General features: G+C 38.0%; 21 protein-coding genes and 1 riboswitch. Of the genes, 15 read left to right on the forward strand and 6 right to left on the reverse strand.

Features of this window, described 5'->3' with window-relative positions:
- Positions 1-37 precede the first annotated feature (37 nt).
- From cyoE to MHH64_RS07030, 5 genes are all read left to right on the forward strand, one after another.
- Positions 38-937: a heme o synthase gene (gene cyoE, locus MHH64_RS07010; RefSeq protein ID WP_340002938.1), complete on the forward strand. Its 900-nt coding sequence runs from the start codon at positions 38-40 to the stop codon at positions 935-937.
- Between the two features lie 400 nt (positions 938-1,337).
- A complete protein-coding gene (locus tag MHH64_RS07015) occupies positions 1,338-2,114 on the forward strand; it encodes a PspA/IM30 family protein (RefSeq protein WP_095314271.1) in 777 nt (258 codons plus the stop codon).
- 57 nt (positions 2,115-2,171) lie between these two features.
- Entirely contained in the window at positions 2,172-3,200 is a 1,029-nt protein-coding gene (locus MHH64_RS07020; RefSeq protein ID WP_095314269.1) for a TFIIB-type zinc ribbon-containing protein, read from the forward strand.
- Positions 3,197-3,994, forward strand: a complete 798-nt coding sequence (locus tag MHH64_RS07025) for a TPM domain-containing protein (RefSeq protein WP_251659541.1) — start codon at positions 3,197-3,199, stop codon at positions 3,992-3,994. Before MHH64_RS07020 ends, MHH64_RS07025 begins: the two co-directional genes overlap by 4 nt.
- Before the next feature lie 40 nt (positions 3,995-4,034).
- Complete coding sequence (locus tag MHH64_RS07030; RefSeq protein WP_095314266.1) at positions 4,035-5,066, forward strand: SPFH domain-containing protein; 1,032 nt, start codon at positions 4,035-4,037, stop codon at positions 5,064-5,066.
- A 57-nt stretch (positions 5,067-5,123) separates the two neighbouring features.
- Here MHH64_RS07030 and MHH64_RS07035 read toward each other — a convergent pair whose 3' ends face one another.
- The 4 genes from MHH64_RS07035 to MHH64_RS07050 form a co-directional block, all read right to left on the reverse strand.
- Entirely contained in the window at positions 5,124-6,254 is a 1,131-nt protein-coding gene (locus MHH64_RS07035; protein ID WP_158586279.1) for a Ger(x)C family spore germination protein, read from the reverse strand.
- Position 6,255: 1 nt separating this feature from the next.
- Complete coding sequence (locus MHH64_RS07040; RefSeq protein WP_251659542.1) at positions 6,256-7,704, reverse strand: spore germination protein; 1,449 nt, start codon at positions 7,702-7,704, stop codon at positions 6,256-6,258.
- Entirely contained in the window at positions 7,694-8,785 is a 1,092-nt protein-coding gene (locus tag MHH64_RS07045) for an endospore germination permease (RefSeq protein ID WP_340002939.1), read from the reverse strand. Before MHH64_RS07045 ends, MHH64_RS07040 begins: the two co-directional genes overlap by 11 nt.
- Before the next feature lie 275 nt (positions 8,786-9,060).
- Positions 9,061-9,795, reverse strand: coding sequence for a DUF2071 domain-containing protein (locus tag MHH64_RS07050; RefSeq protein ID WP_158586276.1), 735 nt, complete (start codon positions 9,793-9,795; stop codon positions 9,061-9,063).
- Positions 9,796-10,040: 245 nt separating this feature from the next.
- Here MHH64_RS07050 and MHH64_RS07055 point away from each other — a divergent pair, with 245 nt between their 5' ends.
- A complete protein-coding gene (locus MHH64_RS07055) occupies positions 10,041-10,343 on the forward strand; it encodes a hypothetical protein (RefSeq protein ID WP_095314260.1) in 303 nt (100 codons plus the stop codon).
- Positions 10,344-10,495: 152 nt separating this feature from the next.
- Positions 10,496-10,738 carry a hypothetical protein gene (locus tag MHH64_RS07060; protein WP_095314259.1) on the forward strand — a complete coding sequence of 81 codons (243 nt, stop codon included), beginning with the start codon at positions 10,496-10,498 and terminating at the stop codon, positions 10,736-10,738.
- A 381-nt stretch (positions 10,739-11,119) separates the two neighbouring features.
- On the opposite strand, the gene MHH64_RS07065 is transcribed toward MHH64_RS07060, so the two are convergent.
- Together MHH64_RS07065 and MHH64_RS07070 are read right to left on the reverse strand one after the other, a co-directional pair.
- On the reverse strand, positions 11,120-12,478 hold the full coding sequence (locus MHH64_RS07065) for an IS110 family transposase (protein WP_095314505.1): 1,359 nt from the start codon (positions 12,476-12,478) through the stop codon (positions 11,120-11,122).
- A 330-nt stretch (positions 12,479-12,808) separates the two neighbouring features.
- Entirely contained in the window at positions 12,809-13,426 is a 618-nt protein-coding gene (locus tag MHH64_RS07070; protein WP_118889942.1) for a flavodoxin family protein, read from the reverse strand.
- Between the two features lie 148 nt (positions 13,427-13,574).
- On the opposite strand from MHH64_RS07070, the gene MHH64_RS07075 reads away from it, so the two are divergent.
- From MHH64_RS07075 to MHH64_RS07110, 8 genes are all read left to right on the forward strand, one after another.
- Positions 13,575-15,128, forward strand: coding sequence for a spore germination protein (locus MHH64_RS07075; protein WP_251659545.1), 1,554 nt, complete (start codon positions 13,575-13,577; stop codon positions 15,126-15,128).
- A gap of 2 nt (positions 15,129-15,130) precedes the next feature.
- Positions 15,131-16,237: an endospore germination permease gene (locus MHH64_RS07080; RefSeq protein WP_340002940.1), complete on the forward strand. Its 1,107-nt coding sequence runs from the start codon at positions 15,131-15,133 to the stop codon at positions 16,235-16,237.
- Positions 16,230-17,408, forward strand: a complete 1,179-nt coding sequence (locus MHH64_RS07085) for a Ger(x)C family spore germination protein (protein ID WP_340002941.1) — start codon at positions 16,230-16,232, stop codon at positions 17,406-17,408. The genes MHH64_RS07080 and MHH64_RS07085 overlap by 8 nt, the downstream gene beginning before the upstream one ends.
- A gap of 166 nt (positions 17,409-17,574) precedes the next feature.
- Positions 17,575-19,017, forward strand: coding sequence for an FMN-binding glutamate synthase family protein (locus tag MHH64_RS07090; RefSeq protein WP_340003263.1), 1,443 nt, complete (start codon positions 17,575-17,577; stop codon positions 19,015-19,017).
- 62 nt (positions 19,018-19,079) lie between these two features.
- Positions 19,080-20,597, forward strand: a complete 1,518-nt coding sequence (locus tag MHH64_RS07095; protein WP_340002942.1) for an amidase — start codon at positions 19,080-19,082, stop codon at positions 20,595-20,597.
- 245 nt (positions 20,598-20,842) lie between these two features.
- On the forward strand, positions 20,843-21,805 hold the full coding sequence (locus tag MHH64_RS07100) for a MoxR family ATPase (protein ID WP_095312422.1): 963 nt from the start codon (positions 20,843-20,845) through the stop codon (positions 21,803-21,805).
- The gene (locus MHH64_RS07105; protein WP_095312425.1) at positions 21,805-23,073 is read left to right on the forward strand and encodes a DUF58 domain-containing protein; all 1,269 of its coding nucleotides are present in this window, start codon (positions 21,805-21,807) and stop codon (positions 23,071-23,073) included. Before MHH64_RS07100 ends, MHH64_RS07105 begins: the two co-directional genes overlap by 1 nt.
- Positions 23,070-25,274 carry a transglutaminaseTgpA domain-containing protein gene (locus MHH64_RS07110; RefSeq protein WP_095312428.1) on the forward strand — a complete coding sequence of 735 codons (2,205 nt, stop codon included), beginning with the start codon at positions 23,070-23,072 and terminating at the stop codon, positions 25,272-25,274. The genes MHH64_RS07105 and MHH64_RS07110 overlap by 4 nt, the downstream gene beginning before the upstream one ends.
- A gap of 225 nt (positions 25,275-25,499) precedes the next feature.
- Positions 25,500-25,601, forward strand: a riboswitch (purine riboswitch).
- Positions 25,602-25,633 lie beyond the last annotated feature (32 nt).

Genomic DNA, 25,633 nt, shown 5'->3' on the forward strand with positions numbered 1-25,633 from the left:
AAATCTAAAAAGCAGCAGTATGGTAAGAGGTGATTTGATGAAGGAAAAAGTAAAGTCGCATCCTGTTAAAAATTCTCTTTTAGAGGATCTTAAATTATTGGTTAAATTTAGTGTGTTGGTTGCTAATTTTTTACCTGTTCTTGCAGGATATATTTTAGCATTACATTTTACGGGGCAGGATTTTCAGTGGCTGGATTTTGTGCTTGTAAGCTTCGGTTCCACACTTGTTATGGCAGGAGCATTAATATTAAATAATTGGTATGACGTGGATATTGATTCTGTTATGGATCGCACGAAAAAACGGCCAACCGTTACGGGAAGCTTTACATTAAAACAAGTGCTGACGATTGGGGTTGTAACGACTGTATTCGGATTTTTAATGCTCGTTTTTATTAATCTGGAAACAACGTTGTATGCCTTTATTGGTTGGTTTACGTATGTATTTTTATATACGATATGGTCCAAACGCAGATACACCTTAAATACGGTCATCGGCAGTGTTTCAGGGGCGGTAACACCATTGATTGGCTGGGCAGCAGTCGATCATGCAATACATATCGTTCCACTAACGCTGTTTCTTTTACTATTCATTTGGCAAATACCGCACACATTTGCAATCGCCATGAAAAAATGTGAAGAGTACCGGGCAGCTGGAGTTCCTATGTTACCAGTTGTTTACGGTTTTACGATGACAAAAAGACAGATGTTTATTTATATTGCTGCATTATTACCGCTTCCGCTTTTTTTAACAACTTTAGGAACGGTGTTTGTTGTAATTGCAATGCTTCTTAATATCGGTTGGATTGTGCTTGCTATCGCTGGATTTTTTGTGAAAGATGATTTGAAATGGGCACATTGGAATTTTCTCTATTCGGTTAACTATCTAATGATTATCTTCTTATTAGGCATGATAACAACACTTCCTATGTTTCGGTAATAAGCTTTAATAAACTTTCTCTTTTACATTGTATATTGAGCTAGTCAAGATTCGTAACTAGCTCAATTTTTTTACTTCAGAATCACCTCCATCAAAATCTCCTTAATCATTCTTCTCGGCAAATAAGAAAGTATAAAACTTACCAATTTGCATAAATGCAACTAAGGCATTCGCCTAAAAGCTTGCACTCCAAAGTATAAGGGCTTCTAAGAAAGCAAAGAACGCTTTCGTAAGAATCCCTTTAACGAATGCCGAGTTTTCTAAAAATTTTCTCTGAATATGAAACTTTTCTCCAAGACACTCGTATATTAATAAAGCGTTTATTTTTAAGATATCGCTTTATTAGTCTGAAAGATTGTTAGATAATAAAATTAACATAAAAAATGGAGGAGAATGTGGAATGGAGATTTTAAGAAGGTTCAGGGACATTATGTCAAGTAACATCAATGCATTGTTGGATAAGGCCGAAAATCCGGAGAAGATGATTGATCAGTACTTACGAGATTTGAATCGAGATTTAGGAAAAGTAAAATCTGAGACTGCATCCATTATGGCAGCTGAAAAGCGGGCACAACGTGAACTTGAGGAGTGTCAGTCAGATATTGTAAATATGCAGAAATACGCTGTTAAAGCATTAGAAGCAGGAAATGAAGATGATGCAAGAAAGTTCCTTGGGAAGAAAGCAGAGCTTACAGCGAAAGAAGCAGATTTGAGAACCTCCCATGAGCTAGCTTCTGCAAACGCCCTGCAGATGAGACAAATGCATGATAAGCTTGTTTCAGATATTGGCGAGCTTGAAGCAAGAAAGAATATTTTAAAAGGAAAAGCAGCTGTTGCAAGATCACAGAAGAAAGTAAATGAATTTGCTACTTCAATGGGCGGAGCAAATCGCTCGATGTCAGCCTTTGATCGAATGGAGGCAAAAATCAATCAGTCACTTGATGAAGCAAATGCGATGGCAGAGCTGAACAAAGGAACTGGTGAAGATATCAATGATCTAACTGCTAAATATGATTCGAATGCTCAAGTTGAGAATGAACTTTCTGCATTAAAGGCACAGCTAAATGTTGATGATGAACTGGAAGAGTTGAAAGCACAATTACATGGTCAAGAACCAGTACAAAGTGAAGAACAGCTTCAAAACAAAAAGGAACAAGTAAAAACTGAAGAACAATAAATTGCAGGCTACAGTATAAACTGTAGCCTGCCTATACATCGGAAGGAGGGGATAACATTGGTTATTCATTATAAATGTCCGAACTGCGGATCTGATATGGAGTTTGATGCTGTATCGGGAATGTTATCCTGTGGTAGCTGTGGAAGAAAAGATAATATTGAAGACTTCTCTGAGGAATTTATCACCACAACATTTTCTGAAGATGAAGCGAAGCAGTATAATTGTAATAACTGTGGAGCAGTTATCATTACAGAAGCAGACACTACAGCAACCAATTGCAGTTTCTGTGGAGCGGGTGTCGTTCTTGGAGATCGACTTTCAGGTGATTTGGCCCCAGCAAAGGTTATTCCCTTTACAATCAGTAAGGAAGAAGCAATGGCTGCATTCCGTAAATGGTGTCGCAACGGTCGTCTGACGCCTAAAGGATTTATGACGGCGGATCGAGTTAAGGGAATTACCGGACTATATGTCCCATTTTGGTTGTATGATTTAGATAGTAAAGCAGATGTAAAAGCTGTCGGAACAAGGGTGAGGACGTATACGCGGGGAAATTACATCTATACGGAGAAGAAATTTTATGATGTGTACCGTGATATTGATTTAAGCTATGTAAAAGTACCTGTAGACGCGTCTGAAAAGCTGGATGATACGTTAATGGATAAATTAGAACCATATGATTATCAAAAGTTTAAAGATTTCAAGACCCCATATCTTGCTGGGTACATTGCAGAAAAATATAATTTTAGTGATGAAGAATTGTTTTCTCGGGTAAAAACAAAAGTGCAGCCCTACATAGACTCCTATATTCGTTCAACCATCAGTGGATATTCTTCGGTAAATTATAAAAGTAAAAATATCCGTACGAAAAAAACAAAAGCACATTATGTTCTTTTACCTGTTTGGATGGTTTATTATGATTTTGATAAGCAAGAACATACCTTTGCGATGAACGGTCAGACAGGAAAGATAGTTGGGAAACCACCAATTAGTCTAGGAAAAGTAGCTAGCTGGTTTGGTGGAATTGCTGCAGCTGCATTCGTCACCTTGAAAATTATCTCCTATGCTGTTGGAGGTGTTCTTTGGTGAGCAGACGCTTTCTTACATTATCAATTTTATTTACGAGTTTATTTATTTTCACATCATTTTCATTACAAGTAGTGGAAGCAAGTTCAAAACAATATATTTATGATTCAGCTGAACTTTTATCAGAAGAACAAGTCATGGAATTGGAAGGTAGCATAAAAGAATTTGGTGAAAAACAAGAAACCGAATTTATTATTCATACTACGAATGATACAAGTGGAAAAAGTATCAAAACGTATATGGGTGATTTTTATGATGAACATGCTTTCGGCTATGACCAACCTAAAGGGAATACGATTTTGTTAACTGTAAGCGTGGATCCAACCAAGAGAGAGGTTTTTCTGGCAGGATTCGAGAGGGGGGAGGAGTACTTAGATAATGAAAGAATCGAGCTAGTACTTGATAAGATTACTCCCCATCTCTCGGATAAGAATTTTTATCAGGCATTCCAACAAGCAATAAGTACGTCTAATGATTATATGGAGTATAGACCTGGAGTAAATCCAGAAAGTGTACTGTTAAAAACGTGGTTTCAACTCGTGGTTGCTCTAGCTGTTGGTGGTATTATAGTTGGTACCATGGTTTATAATTCAGGAGGGCGCGTCACAGTTACCTCCCGCACGTATTTTAACGAGAACAATACAAGAGTAAACAGCAAAAGGGATATGTTTGTTAATAAAACCGTTACGAAACGTCGAAAGCCTTCCAATAATAATAAAAGTAGAGGTGGAAGAGGTGGTGGCGGAGGAATTACCGGAGGAGGTAGTTCATTTAGTGGCGGTGGCCGCAGTTTTTAATTAAGTTTTATAGAGTAAGTTTAGAGAAAGGAATGATCAAATGTCTTTTTTTAGAAGTCAGCTCTCAGATGTAGTGGAATGGGAAGAATTTAGAGATGATATGATTTTTTGGAAATGGAGCAATCGTGAAATAAAAAAGGGCAGTAAGCTTATTATTCGCCCTGGTCAGGATGCTATCTTTTTAAATAGTGGTCGAATTGAAGGAATTTTTGAAGATGATGGAGATTATGATATTGAATCCCAAATTATTCCTTTTCTATCAACGTTAAAAGGGTTTAAATTTGGTTTTAATAGTGGCATGCGTGTGGAAGTACTATTCGTCAATACGAAAGAGTTCACCGTTAAATGGGGAACGAAAAATGCAATTAATATCCCTACCCCCACACTTCCAGGAGGCATCCCGATTCGAGCAAATGGGACGTTCAACTTTAAAGTAAATGATTATATGGCTTTGATTGATAAGATTGCTGGTGTGAAGCAAAGCTATCTGGTTGAAGATATAAAAATAAGAATTACGGCAATCCTTGATCAGCTTCTGATGAAATGGATAACACGAGAAGGAAAGGATATCTTCAACCTGCAGGCGAATGCATTTGAGATTTCACAAGGAATCAAAGAAGACCTTGACATGCAGATTATGGATAACGGCATGAGAATTACCGGATTCAATATTATGAGCTTTAATTATCCGAAAGAAGTGCAGGACATGGTTACGAAAAGCGCCTCTCATGGAATGGTTGGCGATGTAGCGAAGTATCAGCAAATAAAAATGACAGATGGAATGGCTTCTGGTAAGGTTTCTGGATCTGGTACAGCCTCTGATATGGCTGGGATGATGATGGGAATGAATATGGCAAATCAAATGATGCAAAACATGAATCAGAATACAGGGCAGCAGTCCGGGCAGCAGCAACAGCCAAATCAAAGCAACAATTTCAATCAGAATAACCAATCAAATTCATCTAATCAACAAGACTCCAGCAATAAGCAAATACCTAATTTCTGTCCGAATTGCGGACAAAAAACAACTGGAACAAACTTCTGTCCGAACTGTGGGCATAAGTTTATCTAAAATTAGAAGCAAGGGACATTCTCTTGCTTCTTTTGAATTTCGTTAGTATCAAACTTTTCAATCATATACGCCCTTACTTTCCACATGAACTGTAACCGAAATCTCATTAAGACTATCCATTGAAAGTTGATAATTGTTGACTTCTTCAAGAGTCATCCCGTTACGAAATAACCAATGCTTTAAATTATATACATCAATATCCTTATCTACACTAGCTTGAAATGTCTGCATAATATCATCTTTAACTTGTTGCGAGATTATTTTTTCTATTTGTTCTGAAGACATCTTTTCCTCGAGATCTGCAACATGTCCTCTCATTTTTAACTGGAATTGAAACATTGCCTCTTCCCCATCATTTACTTGTTTTATGGTTGCCTTTGGACTTGTAATTTGCACTACTCCTATGTGCTCACCATCCACGATAATATCAACCGGTGTATTTTTGACTTTAGCATCCATCCATCTTAGACCTATTAGTTCTTCATAGGACATCCATTCCGTAAGTTTACCTTGGTCTATAGGGAAGCTCCCATTTATTCTTAATGTTTCTTTTTGATCTTCTTTTGCAGCTATCTCCTGCCAAGCATGTGTATCAATCGATATAGAAGGGAGCAGAGCGGTGCCACCGGGCTCATTATATGTTGAAATAAACCGATGCATCCGCAAAGGCTTAATATAGGAATATACGTTATAAATTTGCTCGGGCTGAAATAAAATTGTGTAGATTGGTGGTAAATGGAAGAATCCAGAAACGCCAAATATTTTCTCAATGGATTCCTTTGTTCCGTATACCCAAGGTGTGTATCGAAACTCTCCATTTCTTCGGATTGCTTGATCAACCTTTTTGATGCCTTGTTCTAAGACTGATTCTGAATAAATAATAGATCCAACCTGCCCCCAATTAATGGGTGCTTGAGCAGTTTTATATAAATTATTCATTGCTTCATTAAAGGTTTTTCCTGAACTTTGTCCGACAAACAATGGTGCATCTGCAGATTGTTTCGCTCCCTCTTGTTTGGCTACATTGGAAAAGTCCATCATTTGCACATAAAGTACATAGTTTTCATCAACAAAATCGATTCCAATAGCGGTAGCGAAATTAACTTCCCCAATTTCCTTTTCATCCCAGCACCCGCTTAATAGGAGTAATAGTATAATCCCTAACGATAAAGCATGACATACCTTCAATTTATTTGTCCTCCTGCCTATCATCGTCCTCTGTTTTGAGAATTTTAGCACGTTCATCTTGCTGTACAACAGGAATCTTTAAAAGTGATTTAGCAAAATCTCCTTTAACAAATGGAGAGACAGGACTTAAATATGGAATTCCAAATGACTCAAGCTTTGCTAAATAGCCTACGATTAAAAATAGACTAAGGAAAAATCCATACATCCCCAGCACGCTCGCACAAAGGATAGAAAAGATTCGTAAAATCGTTACCGTTCCAAATAATGATTGATTACCTAAGGTAAACGTTGCAACGGCGGTAATGGAAGAAATCACTAGCATCGTAGGAGATGTCAAACCAGCTCGAATAGCAGCATCACCCACAATTAATCCACCTACTACAGCAACAGTCTGTCCGACAGCCTTAGGCAATCGGACACCAGCTTCACGAAAGAGCTCAAAAAGACCAATCATTAATAATAATTCAACAGTTGTGTTAAACGGGATTCCTAAGCGTGAAGCTCCAATTGTTGCAAGTAGTGAAAAAGGGATTTGATCTACATTATATGCAGATAAGGCAACCCAAAATGCTGGGAGGAAAATAGATATTCCCAATCCGATCACCCGAAGAAGAATTTCAAATGAAGCATAATAAAATGGCATATGTGTATCCTCTGACGACTTTAATAGATACCCTAAATTAGCAGGTCCCACAATGACGTTAGGGACATTATCGATAAATATTGCAAATCGTCCACGTACTAAGCCACTGACAACGCCATCAGGACGAGAAACACTTTTTAGTAATGGAAATATGGAGTAACGGGAATCTGTTAATAGCTCTGCTAATTGATTGTCACTGTTTAAAGCGTCTAAATCAATGTTATTTAATCGTGCAGTTACCTCATTAATTATCTCTTTACTTTGGATATCCGTCATATAAACGAGACTAACCTTTGTATTACTGCGTTTTCCAATTGTAAATGACTTTGTAACGAAGGAATCTGTTTTCAGCCGTTTACGAACTAATGCGATATTGGAGCTAATATCCTCGATAAAAGCATCGCGAGGTCCCTTCACGGAGACTTCCGTAGTCGATTCCTCAGGAGACCTTTTTGGAGGACTAGATGTATTAAAAAAGTATACTGTTTTTGCTATTACAATGGCTGTGTACCCATTAAAAATCATATCTTTTATAGAGTTCTTAAAAGAAGGGTTGTCCGGATTCCAAGGGATTGAAATTGAATCACTTAATTCATTAAGGTCATTAGTATGGTGGCATTTTCGAATTTCCGGAAGGATGCTTTCTACTAATAAATCACTATTAATTAGGCCTTCGCAATAGGTAATGACAATTTCTTTATCTTTTTTTTCACGTGTTAACGGATATCTTTGAACTTTTATATCAGAAGAGTGTTGAAATAGATGTTTAAAATATGTTTCTTTTAATGCTGCATTATTATTTTTCATCTGTTTCCATTCCATTCTTTGAAGTTTTGATAAGCAGTGTTAAAAATAGAATCATGACTACGGCAAAAGCGCCAGTTCCTGGATAAAAATAGTCTTTTAAAAATAAGGAAAAATGTTCATCTGATATAGGAGCTAAAACTAGCATTAAATAAAGGATACAAATGATAGCTTGAGCGATAATTCGCTGTTTCTTTTTTTTGAATGGGAAAGCTCGTGTGATTAAATACAAAATAAGAGCTAAACGAATAAATGATCCAGACAGCCATTGATAAATAGATAAAAAGTCGACATGATTAAAGTACTGACCAATATTAAGGATTCGCCATTGCAGAAATGCTGGATAGCGAAGTCTTCCAGCCTCATCCGCTCCAAAAACAGCAATACTTCCTATTAGTGGTCCTAATGTTAAAATGAACAGAAAAAAGGAAAGCAGTAAAATGTGCTTGAATGTTACTCTTCTTGCGATTTCATGCTGGATCATAATTAGCAGAAATATTTCTAGTAATGAACCAAAAACAAATATAGAGCCGTTTATGATATCGACCCAGCCATTTTCAACAAGTACAGGTGTAATGAGTGAGTAATTTTTATTTGGTATCGTACCAATCGTGACAAGCAAACCAAATAAAACGACAAACGGAAGTAGGACACCAGCACATATGGCAATAACATTTAATTTTCCATAAGAAATATATAGTGAGGTTGCAAGAATGGAAATCCCCACGACAAGCATAGGAGTATCTTGCAAATAGGTCTCATGCGTCCAGGTAACGGTTTCTTTTAATGTAATAAACCCAGTTATAAATAGGAAAATACTAATGAGAACGGCAATTATACGACGAAATGCTTTATTATAATTTGTTTCAAGCCATTCAAAAATGGATATGCTTTTGAAGTGTTTTGTAACATATACCATTAAAAGAAGGATTGGGATACTAATAAAATATCCAACGAAAACACTGATCCAAGCATCACGTCCAGCAGCATCGATTAGTAAAGGGATGACTAGTACATGATTGCTCAGACCAGTACTGATTAGGAAAATAAAAAAGAACTGGGAAATGCTAATAGGATTTTTCATGATACCTCCGCGGAATGGTGTACTTATCATATATTGTGTAAAGAAAATCTTTCGTTATGCATGCGTTATATGAAGAAGTTCTGTTAATTGAAGATAGATGGAGGGAGAGGTATAAATTAGTGTAAATAAGCGGCTGCAATATATAGTTCGTTTCCAAAAAATCCATGGATTTAGCTGAAGGAGTTTGAGGGTGGGGAGGTACGATGCTCTTCAAACTTTAACCAGCTGAAAAATAGCGATATCGTAAATAGGGTGATGTCTGGGGGACAGAAAAGCTATTCAACCCTCCGAATTGGCCAAATCAAAACACGCTTGCATGAAGCGTAATGAAATAGTTGTATTTCACCATTATCATCAAAAGGGAAGGGTAACATAGTATTCTTTTCAATTATGACTTCTGCGTCATGAACTTCCAATGGTGTATGATGAATATCACCTCTGAAAAGCACCCCGTATTTGTATGTCCATAAGGCATAGCGTTCGAGCAGCCAGTTACTAAGACTGTGTTTTTCCGGATAATAGGGCTTGGAAATAGGCTGGTAACTTCCATTAAAACTATATTCAGAATGACTTTTTCGATTGGATTCAAAATAAAAAAGATCTTTCTGTTTTTTCATTTTCATATTTGCGTGAAAATACGGTAACGTAATCATTCTGGCACCAAGAACCGGAAGCAGTTTATCAGCATCCAAGCTAAAAAAGTAAACACCTGATGTTCCTTCTCGCTTTACATATGTTCGAACATTTAATTCTAAATACGCGCTTAAATAAGGAATGGCTGGCATATTGCGCAGACGCATTCCAGTTACCTTGAATGGAATAATACTAATCCATGCCATTCCGTCGTACGTATCTAATTCCAATCCTTCTGGAAGGTGGGCTTTGATTGCGTCTTTAGGGAATGGCAGGTGAATGAAAAGCAAATGATGCCACCGCTGTGTCAAAATCCAAGATCGATTAGGGAGCGGGAACTCCCGATGCTTTGTGCTTTTTAAAATAGCTTGATACAAATTTGTCACTTCCCCCAACATAATCTTAAGTTTAGTATGCGAAGGTGAGTATTCTTCATACAGGTTTAATAAGAAGAAGTAATTTGTTAAGATGGTACTATTACATGGCTGAAGTTTTTCATAATCGATAACCCAACTTGTTTAAGCAATAGAACTTGAAAAATTTACCTTAAGCTTAGTTTAATAAAAAATTTAATTCTATTCTATGAATCTGAAAAGGAATACACATGTAGGAGGAGAGTGGCATGTATTTCCTTGTGAATTATAAGTCTATTAATAAATTAGGAATGGTAAATCTACCAAAAAAATGGCGTGCTGCATTAGGATTTCAGGATGGGGAGCGCGTAGAAATACGAATGCTAAGAAACGAAATATGGATATTTCATGGAACGAATGAAAATTACGAGAACCAGCGCTTTATATCTTCAAGAGGGATGGTTAATATACCAGCCGAATTTAGAAGAATATTGGAAATTGATACAGACACAGAGCTTTGTATGTATGCAGAAGTGACACAAAATGCATTTATTATTAAGCCGTATTCTTAACATGAAATTGCTGCCCTAACTGCTTTGGTAGGGCTTTGTTTATCTTAATGTTATAGGAAACGTAGAACATATACCTCATCATAAAAAAATGGCTATCCTGCCGTTACTGGGAGGACAAGGCATTCATAAGCTATGGTGAGGAGGTGTTACCAATGTTTGAAGTCTATGATGTTGCTTTGATCGCTCTTATTGTAGGTCTAGTAGAGATTTTAAAAACTGCTGGTCTGCCTAAGAGGTGGCTTCCTATTGCGTCTGTCCTATTCGGTTTAGCTGGAGGTATCTTTTATGTGAGCCCTGGCGATTTGAAAAGCGGTATAATAATCGGACTGATATTGGGGCTTTCTGCAAGCGGACTATATTCTGGGAGTAAAAATATAGTTGTAAGGAAAAAATAACCTCCAATGGATATGAAGGCATTCGCCAATTCTTCTGGCGAATGCCTTTATTCATGCATAGCGTACAATGTCAAATACTTTTTTCGAGTTTTAGGGTTACTCTAATACACCTACCGTAATTTGAATTTTTTACAAGTAGCATTTAACCAAGTTTATTATGAAACAGGCTTCATTTTCTTGATTCTGAAATGGGTTATCACTCGATTTTTCAATCTGCATTGATGCAATCTGGCATTGAGTACAAAATAGATAAATAACGTACTAATTCGCATTTACAGGTCGAGCGGGATAAGGCTATGCATCGAGGTCAAAAGTGCCTCAGGAAACTAGATCCGATCTCCACTCGAACCAAGAAAGTGAAGCCTATTTATGTTGTTCTGTTTATGATGCTAACGGCATTGTCAGCTTCTTAAATACCTCTTGTTTGTAATTATATTCTGGGTTGTCCCATTTAAAAGGTTCACCTTTAGTAAGCATTGGAAACGCAATTTTTAAGAGCTTATTACCCATGGCGATGTATATGGCTCCAGCTTTTTTGCCTTTCTCTTTTAACCTGGTTGCGAAGGGCTTTAGAACCTCATTATGAACCGTTAGACTTTTTCCGACATTGTAAACAGCTCTTCTTAGATTTGCATTCCCCTGCTTAGAAATGCGGCCTGCGTATCCCTTTCCGGGTCCAGATTGTTTGATAACAGGATTCGTTCCTGCCTTTTTAATAAGTTGGCTAGCACTAGTGAAGTAAGAGAGGTCACCCATCTCACAAAAGAGTTCGGCAGCTGTAACTAGGCCAATCCCTGGAATAGTTAGAAGTAATATTCCATTGGTTTGAATAAATAATCGTTCTATTTCTTTTTCATAACTTTCGATGTTTCTTGTGTGATATTGATAATCTTTTAATTTTTGTCTTAAGAGAAATACTTCGGTTGAGAGTTCGTCTAATGGTTTTGACACACTTTCTTTTGCGGCTAATAATAATGCTTCAATTGTTGCCTTTCTAATCTTTAAATTATGTTTTTTAGACAATTGGCGTAAACCAATTTCTCCTAGATCTAGTATCTGAGAAGCATGGGGGTAATGTGTTAGGATATGAACACTTCCTTTGCCCCAAAAATCACTAAAAATCTTTTTTGTTTTCAGCTTGCCGTCAACTAGTGTGCTGTAACCCTGAAATTCTCTCCAAATCTGATCATGGTAGCTGCGAATCTCGACTTTAATACGAGAACGTTTTTCTATTTCGCTTCTCCTTGCCCTTGTGATTAGCTGAAGTTCCTTGTAAATACCTGTATTTAATTTGGAATTTGTAGCTTTATTACCAATTAAAGCTTCGGCAATTAAATACAAGTCAATATCATCTGTTTTTGTGTACGTTAGATGTTGCTTTCTTTCTTCATGGGTTGAGGCTGGGTTAATAATGTGAACAGAATACCCTTGATCCATCAGAATACGTACAATATCTTCATAGTAATGGCCAGTTGCTTCAATACCGATGAATACCTTATCTGTTTGAAGAGAACTCTTAGCTTTCTCAATATTATCAATAAGAACTTTCATACCTGTTTGGCTGACCATAAAAGAGAATGCGGACTCTATTGATTCACCAAAATAATTTAAAATCATTGCTTTCTGAAGAACTTTTGAAACATCGATAGGAACAATCAAAACTTTTTCTAAATTACTACCACGAATTTCTTTTGCGAATTGACTTCTCCTTAATCCTTGTTTACCATTAAATTGTCTCATTGACTATGTCCTCCTTGTCGGGTGGGTGATTGAGTAAACTTGGTTAAGTATTTCAATCGTAGCATAGTCAATGGGACTTTTTGTGTTTGAATACATTATTTCATACACCAGGAAACTATAAAATTTGAATGCTGTGGATAACTTAGTTACCTAAACGGCTACGTCCAGCTCCAGCGCCCAGCGACTAGCGAGACTTCCCTCACCTCCGTACGATAAGTCAACATCGGCTCCCTGCGGTCGCCGTGTTTCCTTTATCTCCTCCGGATCAGTCCAGTCCGTACGTCGCTAACCGGGCGCTTGCGCTTTTGTTCATGAATTTATTGCCTTCCTTTATTCACTGACATTGCCCTCTGCAGGAATCGGATTATCCGCTAGAATCCTTGCTAGGTGTACAAGGTTATGGCTGGCAATTTGTGCATTTTTTTGGGTGAATTCATTGTTTTGTCCCTCTGCCTCAATATAGGAAGCTCCTGGACCTGCCTCACCGACCCAATAAGATAGAGGGTTAGGTGGTAAGGAGAAACCAAAGTGCCCTAAGCTAAAGAGAATATCTCTAGCTGCATGTTTGGCACCATCCTCATTTCCGGTTACCACGGCTCCGGCTACTTTATTGTAGTAGATCGGTTGGCCTTTATCGTTCGTTTCTGAACCCGATCCACTAATTCGTTCCATGACCATTTTAGCCACACTGCTCTTTTCACCAATCCATAAAGGTGTGCCAACGAGCAGAATATCTGCCTCTTTTATCTTATCTGCTATTACTGGCCACTCATCACCATTCCCCATATCTCCTTCAACACCGAACGCTATGTTGTAATCAGCCACCCGAATGGTCTCTGTAACTACTTTCTTTTGATTGAAGACATCGATGAATTCTTGTAACAAAGCGTTTGTATTGGAAACTTCATCAGATGATTTTAGAGAACAATTTAAGATAATTGCTTTCACAAAAACACTCCTTTTTTTATGCTGTATAGTGTCTTTTCCCTATTTCAGCAGGATCTAATCCTATTGCCTGGTATCCCCAGATGTATAGAAAAATACTGATTTGGGAAAAAGAAAAGGAGTGACTATTTAAATGACTTGAGGGGATTAAATGGTAAGTCGGTATTTTTTTAGAAAAAAAGAGAAACAGGAAAGGAAGAATAAAGAAGAAAACTTTTCTGTGAAAAAGATTGCAAAAAAAATAGAGAATAATCTGGATAATTTAAAGGAAATACTGGATAAACCAAACGACCTTGTTATTCGAGAGTTTACAATCAAAGGATCTAAACATAAGTGTGCAATTGCTTATATTGACGGAATGGTCGATAGTAATTTAGTACATAACAATATAATGAAAAATGTGCAGCTAATTACAGGCAGAGATTCGTTGCCTAAAGCAGAATCTGAGCTGTTTGAGGAAATTTATCAGGAAATACTCTCAGTCACCAGTATTAAAAAAGGGTCTACACTAGACGATATTTCAAATGCAATTCTCAGTGGGAGCACAATTTTCTATCTAGATGGCATTGATAAAGTAATTATAATGGATACGAAAGGCTGGAAGACCCGCTCAATTGAAGAACCGATTACAGAAACGGTTATTCGAGGATCAAGAGAAGGGTTTATTGAAAATATACGTACAAATATGGTTATGATTCGTCGGTATATTCGAGATCCTAATTTGCGTTTTAAGACATATCAGGTAGGAAGACGCTCGAAAAAAGATCTTGTTCTATCGTATATAGACGGAATTGTAAATCCAGATATTGTAAAAGAGGTTAATCGAAGGCTGGAAACGATTGATATGGATGATGCACCAGAATCAGGCTATATTGAAGAATGGATTGAAGACAGTTTTTTATCTCCATTTCCACAAGTCTTAAATACAGAAAGACCAGATAAAGTAGCTGCAGCACTGTTAGAGGGAAAAGTTGCAATCTTATTGGATGGTACTCCATTTGTATTAATAGCACCAGCAACCTTGGGAAATACCTTGCAATCGCCTGAGGATTATTATGAACGCTGGACAATTGGAACCTTGCTTCGAGCTTTACGTTATCTTGCTGCTTTTATTGCCATGTTTTTGCCCGCATTATATATTGCACTCGTTTCTTTTCATCCGGGAATGATCCCATCAGATTTGGCCTTTTCTATTGCTGCTTCAAGAGAGGGGGTTCCTTTTCCTGCATATGTTGAAGCATTGCTAATGGCGTTAACAATGGAGCTTTTGCGTGAAGCTGGAACAAGATTACCAACACCAATTGGACAAACAATTGGTATTGTTGGTGGTCTGGTAATAGGAGAAGCTGCGGTATCTGCTGGATTAGTAAGTCCTGCCATGGTAATTGTTGTTGCACTTAATGCTATTGCATCATTTTCACTACCATCCTATAGTGTTGCTATTTCGTTTCGAATTCTTTTATTTGGTATGATGCTTGCTGCTGCAACATTTGGACTTTATGGAATTATTCTCAGTTATATTATGCTCAATGTCCATCTTGTGAATTTGAAAAGTTTTGGAGTTCCGTACACTACTCCTTTTGCACCAAACTTCTTAAGTGACTGGAAGGATCTTATACTACGTGCACCAATTACTACAATAAAGAGACGTCCAACTTATATGCAGCCATTGGATAAAAAGTCATTGAATAAAGGAGACTCCTGACAGTGAAAAGTTTTAAATATGCAGATGAAAAAATCGGTGAGAAGGAGATTATGATTGCTGTACCATCCATGGTAATTGGTGTAGGAATTCTTTCTCTGCCCAAAGATCTGGCTTCCGCTACAGTAGCTTCTGATGGATGGATACCTTTAATAATCGGTGGTTTCATTGCAATACTTATGACATGGCTAGTAGCTAAATTTGCATCGGGTTTTGTTAATCAAACATTTCTTACCTATGCATCCAGTATAACAACTAGACCTGTAGCAATCGTTCTAACGTTTCTATTTGCCATTCTATTCTTATTGATAACTGCATTTCAAGTTCGGCAAATTGCAGATATATCCAAGCAATATTTATTTGATCGTACGCCACTAGAAATCATCTCACTCGCATTTCTACTTGTTGTGATGTATGCGGTTTCGGGATCGAGAGCAGGTTTGTTTCGTTTAAATGTGATGTTTCTGCCGATTATTCTCTTTATAGCGCTTTCCGTTTTTGTATTTAATTTAGGTTGGTTTGATTATGAGAAATTATTTCCAGTATTCAAGACGGGCTTTAATGATTATGTAAAGGGATTAAATACAAGTGTTACTTCATACCTTGGCTTTAGTATTCTATGGTTCTACATAGCATTAGTAGATAAACCAAAGAAGGCACCGAAAATGGCTGCAATTGGCATGTGTATACCAGTTGTATTATATATCATGCTGTATCTCCTGTGCATTGGGGTGTTTGGTCGTGAAGTAACAGCAAATTTGCTTTACCCAACGGTAGAATTGGCGAAAGTGGTCGATATTCCGGGTGGTTTTTTTGAACGATTTGAATCCATTTTTTTTGTCATTTGGATTATGGCTATTTTTAATACGGCATCGATGGCTTTAGATGTAGCAGTTCTAGCTATTAACTCTATCTTTAGCAAGATGCTGAAGGCAAAGATACTTTTTATTTTAGTGCCAATTGTATATATCATCAGTATGTTACCTCAAGAGATAGTTGAAGTGAATTCATTTGGAGCGGCGATGAGCATATCCATGTTATTTTATAGTGTACTTGTTTTTGCTCTGTTGTTTGTTATCGCTAAAGTCAGGGGAGTGAAGCGGGATGAATAAACGATTACTTATCCATTTATGTTGGATGATGCTTTTGCTTTCAGGGTGCTGGGATGAAAACGATATAGAAGAGCGTGGATTTGTGATTGGTACCGCTATTGACTTAGTTGAAGATCAGCAAGCAAATGACAATCCTACTTTTGAAATGACCAATCAATTCGTTGTGCCAGCAGGAATAGGCTTGCCCACTGGAGCTGGAAGTGAAAAAAAAGCATTCACCAATTTATCAGAAACCGGTGAAAGTTTGTTTGAAATCATCCGTTTGATGTCTACGGCAGTAGGTCGTGCACCTTATTTTGAGCATCTAAAATTAATTGTTGTTTCTGAGGAAGTGGCACGCCAACCTGATTTATTTGCAGGCATAATGGATATATTTATTCGTGATCAGGAAATGCGGAGAGAAATGAGGGTAGTTATTTCCGAGGAGAAGGCTCAAAAGATACTTGAGATAGACCCCAAAACTGAAAATCTTCCTGTCATGTATATTACGAATGTTATGGAAAACACTACTAAATTAGCAGGGTTAGTTGATCCTGCCAGAATTGGAGAGATACATGAGCATTTATTGGAATCACAAAGTTATGTTATCCCAAGGGTCTTTTCTTCTGATGATAAAATAGTTTTCAACGGGGGAGCCGTTTTTCATGGGGAAAGTAATAGAATGGTTGGAACAATAAGTCTTGAGGAAGCAGCAGGATTGAATCTAATAAAAAATAAAATAGAGGGTGGATATTTCAAAATTGAAGTGGATAATAAATTAATGGTTTATGAGTTGAAGAGGGTAAAAAGTAATATAGAAATCAATGCAAACGATCCAGATGATATTAATATAGAAATAACAATTGATGCAGAAGGTAATATTGGTGAGATGTTTGGGCAGAAAAGCCTTTTAGATAAAGCGTATCTTTCAAAAATAGAACGAAAAGTAAGCGAAAGAATTGAACAGGTAGTAAACAATACCATTAAAAAAGCACAGGAGGATCTAAAATTAGATTTTTTTGGTTTTAGTGAAATTTTAAAGCGAAAACATTATGAGATATGGAATGAAGTAAAGGAAAACTGGGACGAAGGGGATAATATTTTTGCGAATAGCACGGTAAAAGTAAAAGCAGATGCTATTATTCGAACAACAGGTGCTACTGATCGGGTCAAGGATCAAGGAAGTGAGTGACGATTATATGTGGGAAAATCTAATGGGAAGATTACCTGAAAAGTTAATCCTTCTCTGTACCGTATTGTCTTTTTTAATACCATATCTCATTTATAAGATTAATCAGAAGTTGCACAAATATGCCGATCCTCCTTGGAAGAAGGACGAAAGAAGGTAGTGATTGAAAATGATGATCATTTCAGTAGTTAATCTTATATTACTTATTTTACTGCTTAGTATCTTATTAATATTCTTGCTAGGTTGGAGAGGTCTGCTAAAGCGGATGACGAAGAAAATGGGGAAGATTCTCTTTACAGATAGCTATCAGGAGAATTTAATCGAATTGATTCCAGGTATTAAACATATGGGATTACAAAATGTTCTTGAAAACAATTTACGTGCAGAAACAGGGGATGTCTTACACCGGCCATTAGGGTCGTCTAAAAGCTGGCCACATATGGATACGTTAACATTTATACCAGCACAGGTGGCTTCATTTCCCATAGATGGTGATGAAGATGTTGATATAAAAGTTACCATCGGTCCAAACGCTAAAAAGCCACTCGAAATTGAAATCCCGTTACTTATTAGCGGTATGGCTTATGGTATTGCTTTAAGTGAAGAAGTTCGACTTGCATTAGCGGATGCAGCAAAGCAGACAGGTACGGCGATTAATTCTGGTGAAGGAGGGGTTTTACCAGAGGAACTAGATGCAGCTGATAAGTATATTTTACAGTTCTCCAAAACGGAGTGGTCAAAGGATGAGAGCCTATTAAAGCGTGCTAATATGATTGAAATCAAGTTCGGCCAAGGAGCGCTTGTCGGAGTAGGCGGGAGAATTTCGCCGGAAAATTTAACAGGGCGCGCACGGAGCGTAATGGGGTTAAAGGAAGATGAAGTGGCAGTAATTTATGAGCATTTTTTTGATAATCAAACGTTAAAGGATTTAAAAGAATTAGTTGAGGAATTAAGAAACTTAACGGGTGGAGTTCCAATTGGAGCCAAGCTAGGTGCTGGCGGAAAAATAGAGCAGGACATCGATCAATTAATAGAAATGGGAGTTGATTATATTGCAGTAGATGGCGGGCAAGCTGCAACCCACGGAGCGCCTCCAGTATTATCAGATGATTTTGGAATACCGACCCTGCATGCAGTTGTACGTGCGAACAATCACTTGAAAAAACGTAACAAAAGAAAGGAGGTCAGCCTCATCGTATCTGGTGGTCTATTTACACCATCTGAATTTTTAAAAACGATCGCACTTGGGGCAGATGCCGTTTATCTAGGATCAGCGATGCTTTTTGCAGTAGCACATAGCCAAACGCTTGACGCTATACCGTTTGAACCACCTACACAGGTTGTATGGAATGAAGGCAAATTTAAAAATAAATTTAATAGAGAAGATGGCGCACAATCAGCAACAAAATTTTTAACGGCAAGCATAGAAGAGATGAAGGTAGGTCTAAGAGCAATGGGGAAACGTTCGTTAAAGGAAATGACGTTAAAAGACCTAGTATCTTATGACAAATTAACGAGTGAGATGCTAGGTATTCCTTTTTCATTTGAACCATGGCAAGAGAAGAATCAAGCAAAGGAATCGAATAAACAAAAAAATGCTTCCGAATCATAGTACTGGAACCAATCAACAGGTATGGTAGACTAGGATAAAATGCTTCTGTGAGGAGTGTACATATGGATTTGGAAACATACTTAAAATTAGATGCCATGGAAATGGCGCAGTTGATTCAAATGAAAGAGGTTACCGCAAAAGAATTGATGACGGTTGCCTTCGAACGATTAAACGAGGTTCATCCTATCTTGAATATTGTCGCACACTCAAGAATGGAAAAGGCCTTAGAAGAAGCAGAGCGCATATCGATAGAAGATGCTCCGTTTAACGGTGTCCCTATTTTGCTGAAAAATATCTCTCAAAGTCTAGAAGGAGAGCTGATGACAGCAGGTAATAAACTGCTCAAAGGGAATCGCTCGAAACATGATTCCTATTTTGTGAAAAAGCTTCGCGATGCTGGTTTTCATTTCATGGGTCATACAAATGCACCGGAGTTTGGCCTGAAAAACATTACAGAGCCTGAAATTTACGGTTCCACAAGAAATCCATGGAATACCAGTTATTCGCCAGGCGGTTCTAGTGGTGGGGCTGCAGCAGCAATCGCCTCAGGCGTTGTACCACTTGCGGGTGCGAGTGATGGTGGTGGCTCCATACGGATTCCAGCTTCGTTTTCTGGTCTATTTGGTCTAAAGCCTACACGAGGAAGGACGCCAGTTGGTCCAGGAGTTGGCAGGCAATGGCATGGTGCATCGATTGATTTTGTTTTAAGCAGAAGTGTCCGAGATAGTGCAAGCATGTTGGATTTACTTCAAGTTGTGCAGCCAGAGGCGGCATTTCAGACACCATTATTCCCAGGAAGCTATCATCAAAAGATGCTGGAAGATTTGAGTAGACCGCTGCGGATTGCTTATACGACGAAATCTCCTGTGGGCACCCCAGTAAGTGCGGATGCAAAGCTTGCAGTGGAAAACACGGTAAATTGGCTGGAAGCACAGGGACATGATGTAGAAGAAAAGGATAACGGTGTTGATGGTATCCAGTTAATGAGGGATTACTTTATGATGAACAGTGGCGAAATGAGCCTTACTGTTCAAGAACTGGAAAAAGCAATTGGTCGCGCAATTACTGTTGATGATGTAGAGATTGAAACATGGGTGCTTCGTGAAGCAGGGAAGTCCCTTTCAGCGGCAGATTTTTCTGCAAGTCTTGCATCATGGGATGTAGCCGCTGCTCAGATGGCATCGTTCCATCAAATATACGATTTTTATATTACGCCAGCTACAGCGAGCACTGCACCAGAGGTTGGCGAGCTAACCCATTCAAAAGCAAGCCAGGAAAACCTGCGATTACAAGTAAGGGGAGCAAACAAAGAAAAACAACAAGATCTTATCTATGAGATGTTTTTACCTAGCCTCACCTATACCCCGTTTACCCAGCTAGCTAATTTAACTGGTCAGCCAGCGATGTCTGTGCCTGTATACCTTTCAAGCGAGGGGCTGCCATTAGGGGTACAAGTTATGGCACCAAAAGGCGAAGAACACCGCCTATTACAGCTAGCAGTTCAACTTGAGAAATCTGACTTATGGGTGGGGATGAAGGGAAATCCATATTTTGAAGAGAGTCTGAGTAATCGGAAGTAGAGGTAAAAATTTAATCGTGTAAAATAGTCCATTCACCTACAAAAGCACCACTTAATTCTAAAGCGAAGTGGTGCTTGATATGTTTTGCATAAGTCTAGTATATAATTATCATTTTCTGGTAATGTTAGTTATATAGATGAGGTTTATAAAGATGATTAACTTCTACTTTTACTTCAACTTCTTTTCTTGATATAGTTGAAGTAGACGAATTATTTAAATAGTTTTATTAAAGGAGGGAATACAGCTTGATACATGGGACAAGTATATATAATGATAGAATTGAACGTGTAATCAATAATATAAATAAAGTAATGATTGGTAAAGAGGATGTTGCAACACTAAGTTTAGTTGCTTTATTAGCACAGGGTCATGTGTTATTGGAGGACGTTCCTGGTGTTGGGAAAACAATGCTTGTACGTACACTTGCCAAGTCACTAGACTGTGATTTCAAAAGAATTCAGTTTACTCCGGATTTATTACCATCAGATGTAACTGGCGTTTCGATTTATAATCCGAAAGAACTAGCATTTGAATTTCGCGATGGACCAATCTTTGGGAATATTATTCTCGCAGATGAAATTAATCGTACTTCACCAAAGACACAATCATCACTTCTCGAAGCAATGGAAGAACAAAACGTGACCATTGATGGAATAACGAAACCTCTTAAGCAACCTTTCTTTGTTATGGCAACTCAAAATCCAATTGAATATGAAGGCACTTATCCATTACCAGAAGCACAGCTAGACCGATTTATTCTGAAATTGAAAATGGGCTACCCTACCTTTAGTGAAGAACTTGAAATGCTAGACCGAACCTCTAGTAATCACCCAATTGAATCAATAGAGGCAGTAATTGATAGAGATCAGTTAGTAGAAATTCAAGAAGAGGTAAAGGACGTCTATATCGATCGCAATGTACAGCAGTACATTATTAATCTTGTAACACGTACAAGAGAAAATGATGCTATCTATCTCGGAGTAAGCCCAAGAGGGTCAATTGCCTTAATGAAAGCAGCGAAGGCCTATGCTTACATATATGGAAGAGACTATGTATTGCCTGATGATGTAAAATACCTTGCACCATTTGTTTTATCGCATCGGATTATTTTAAATTCAGAGGCGAGGTATGAAGGGGTTACTAATGAGGAGACGATTGCAGCTATTGTAAAAACCACGCATATCCCGATTCGAAAGGAATTTCATTAATGAGAGGCCGGTTCAGGGTATTTGGCAATGCTGCAATAATTGCTACACTTTTTGTCGTATTATTCTCCTATGCAATGTTTCAAGGGGGATTTGTCAGCTGGTTTCTCTTTTTTAGTTTTCTTCCAATTTTCTTCTATCTTCTTGTGTTCTTATTTTATCCGATGAAGAAGTGGAATGTAACGAGAGAGGTAACGCGACCTATTATCCAAGCTGGTGACAAGATAGATGTCATGCTAAGGATAAAGCGGAATATCCCATTTCCGATTTATTATTGTATTGTTGAGGAAGTTTTTCCCGTGAGCTTAATGAAAGCTGACAGTAGTACGGAAAAATATCGCCATATGGATCACCCTGAGAAACGATTTGTAGAACGAAAAATTAAAAAGGTAGTTTTCCCCGGATTTAAGCGAAGCTTAGCTTTACCCTATACAATTGAACAAGTTCCACGAGGGGAGCATCAGCTAAAAGGAATTCGTGTGAAGCTTAGTGATATATTTGGTTTTGTAAAACGAGAGCATTTATTCCATGTATCAAATGAACTGATTGCTTACCCGACCATTCGTCCTATCACGATGCAAGAGCAATATCAAAATTTTGAACAGGGCTCTGTTTCTTCTAGCTCACATCAATTAATGAATACCAACGTCGCAATTGGTGTTCGTGAATATGTGCCAGGTGATCGTTTTTCTCGAATTGATTGGAAACAAACTGCTAGACGAAATAATGTGATGACAAAGGAATTTGAACAAGAAAAAAGTACGGATATTCTACTGATTTTAGATAGTTGTCATTATGAAGGTATGAATGCATTAGCTTTTGAAGCTTCTGTAGAGCTTAGCCTTTCTTTAATGAATGTTTTTCGGAAACAGGGGAATCAAGCAGGATTGCTTTCGATTGGGGCAGAAGCGGTCTATTTCCAATCTGAACAAAATGCAGGGGCTCAAGCGCGTATCAATCATTTTTTGGCACGAATTCAGCCAAATGGAGAGCGGTCGTTTTCGATAAGTGTAAAGGAAGAAATGAAGCAAATTAAGGCGGGACAAATGGCAATTGTAATTACAACAAGGATCGATGACTTTTTTAAACAATCGATGCTACAAGTGAAGCAGCGAACGAAGCGTATTGCTGTAATATTCATTCAAGCAACTGATTTGATTTCAGAAGCGGAAAATCATGCTGTTCTGCAGCTTCGCTATGCAGGTATTGGTGTGCAAATCATGACAGAACAACAATTGGTTCATAATCCGATTGAGGTGAATATAAGATGAACAAACAGCAAAATAAAGCAGCAATCTTATATGCCACGATTCTTTACTTTTGTGGATTCTTTTTGTTCCTTGAATGGCTCTATCCATTAAAAGATATATCGGATACAAATAATATTTTTATTTTTATTATTTATACGATGTTTTGCTTTATTATTTCAGCATTGCAACTGAAATGGTGGATTGGTTTTTTATTAAAAGGATTCGGCTTGCTTTTCATTCTAAATGGTCTCTATTTTAACGTACCAATTGTTAGTGCTATGTGGATAGAGCAAGTACAAGTCGAATTTGTCTTCAACATACAGGCATTGTTCTCACAGCAATGGTATTATTTAACACCGTTGTTCCGCAGCTTTCTATTCTTATTATTAATTTGGCTAATGAGTTATTTATTGCATTATTGGTTCGTGCAGATGAAACGGATTTTTCTGTTTGTCTTGCTGACATTCATCTATATCACGATTCTTGATACATTTACCGTATACGATGGTGCTATGTCAATTGTAAGAACTTTTATAGTTTCATTTATTGCACTTGGTATAGCTAACCTAATGAAAGAATTGAGTCAAGAGTCTATTCATTTTGCATGGGTAAAGAAATCACCAGTATGGCTCATGCCGCTAGTTGTTGTTGTGTTTATCTCCAGCCTGATTGGTTTTGCCGCACCGAAGGCAGAACCAATTTGGCCGGATCCTGTTCCATTTATTCAAAGCGCTGCTGAAAACGTTGGCAGTAATGGTAGCGGACCGGTGCAGAAAGTGGGCTATGGAGAGGATGACTCTAGACTAGGTGGATCATTTATTCAAGATGATACACCAGTGTTTTATGCCAGTACTCCAGAAAGACATTATTGGCGAATTGAAACAAAAGATGAATATACAGGGAAAGGTTGGGTGTCTTCTTCTGACTCAGAGTATGAATTACAGCCAAATGGTTCCATCGATTTAGAGACATTTTCTTCGAATGTTGAGACAGAGAGACGGGATGCTTTGGTTGAATTTCAAGAAAATGAATCGATTAATAAGCTCGTTTATCCTTATGGGATCAGTCAAGTAGAGGGGTTAGAGGGGGAAGAGGCAGTCTTTCTCGACCAACAATCAGATGCAATAGAGGCTAGAAGAAGTGGAGAGGTTACTAATTTAACAACGTATCAATTAACGTATGACCATCCGTCCTTTGAGTTGAATGAGCTGCGTGAAAGCAGTGAGCCGTACAGAGATGAACTGTTAGAACACTATACGCAATTGCCGGATACATTACCTGAACGGGTAGTTGATTTAGCCGAGGAAATAACCAATCCACATGAAACAAGGTATGAAAAGGTAAAAGCGGTCGAACGGTATTTCGCAAGCAATGATTTTGAATACCGTACAACAGATGTCCCTGTTCCAAGGGGAGATCAAGATTATGTGGACCAATTTTTATTTGATTCCAGGATAGGCTATTGTGATAACTTCTCAACTTCGATGGTTGTTCTGCTTCGTGCTATCGATATTCCAGCAAGATGGGTGAAGGGATTTACTAGCGGCCAACTAATTGGAGGAGAGAATGCAACAGAACTGTATGAAGTGACGAATGGAAATGCCCATTCGTGGGTAGAAGTGTACTTCCCGGAAACGGGCTGGGTGCCATTTGAGCCGACACAAGGGTTCTCTAATTTATCTGATTTTCATGTGGATATTGATAATGCTAGTAATACAGACTTACCGCAAACAGAGGATGATGCATTAGAAGCTCCAGAGAGGAATGATCTCCCGGAACAGCCGGAGTCAGATGTACCAACGGATGAAGCTGCTGAGCAAGAATCTGATCAAACCGATGGAACGAATTTTACATTTAAGTGGTGGTACGCAGCAATTTTGGTGGCTTTAATCGTTATTATCGGAATCGGTATCTATAAAACAAGATTCCGTTGGCAAACAAAGGCACTAGCGGTGAAAATGAAAAACGGGCAGGATGCTAAATCTTTCCAAGAAGCCTATCATCATTTAATTAAATTGTTGCGGCATTATGGATATACAAAAGACCCTGATCAGACATTGCGTGAATTCGCAAACCGTATTGATATCCATTATTCTACAGATGAGATGGGGCAGCTAACTAGCTACTATGAGCGGCTGTTATATAAAAATGAGCTAAATGAATCACAACTAAATGAACTAACTCAATTATGGAAAAATTTAATTAAACGCATAATGGGTTGACCTGGTGTGGGTTGATTAGTAGAATAAATACATGCAAAAGTGAGGGCTTAGAAGGACAACCTCTATAAGCGTGTGTTCAATAGGAGGATAAAAAGGACCAAGAAGTTCGAGGCGGCGCAGCTTCCCGTACCGGAACGTATGCAGTTGATACGTGAGGAACGGAAAAGCAAGCCAACGAAGAAATTCGAAGTGTCATTTTTACCGGACTATTTTGGACAACCTCTAAAAATTAAAATATAATGCGTTCGTATATCCTTGACAATATGGGTCAAAAGTTTCTACCGGGGCACCGTAAATGCTCTGACTATGAAGGCAGAATCTAGATGATGTAGTTTATATCATGAACCTGGATTTCTGTC

Source organism: Oceanobacillus sp. FSL K6-0127, from assembly GCF_037983385.1.
Classification (GTDB): Bacteria; Bacillota; Bacilli; order Bacillales; family Amphibacillaceae; genus Oceanobacillus; species Oceanobacillus profundus.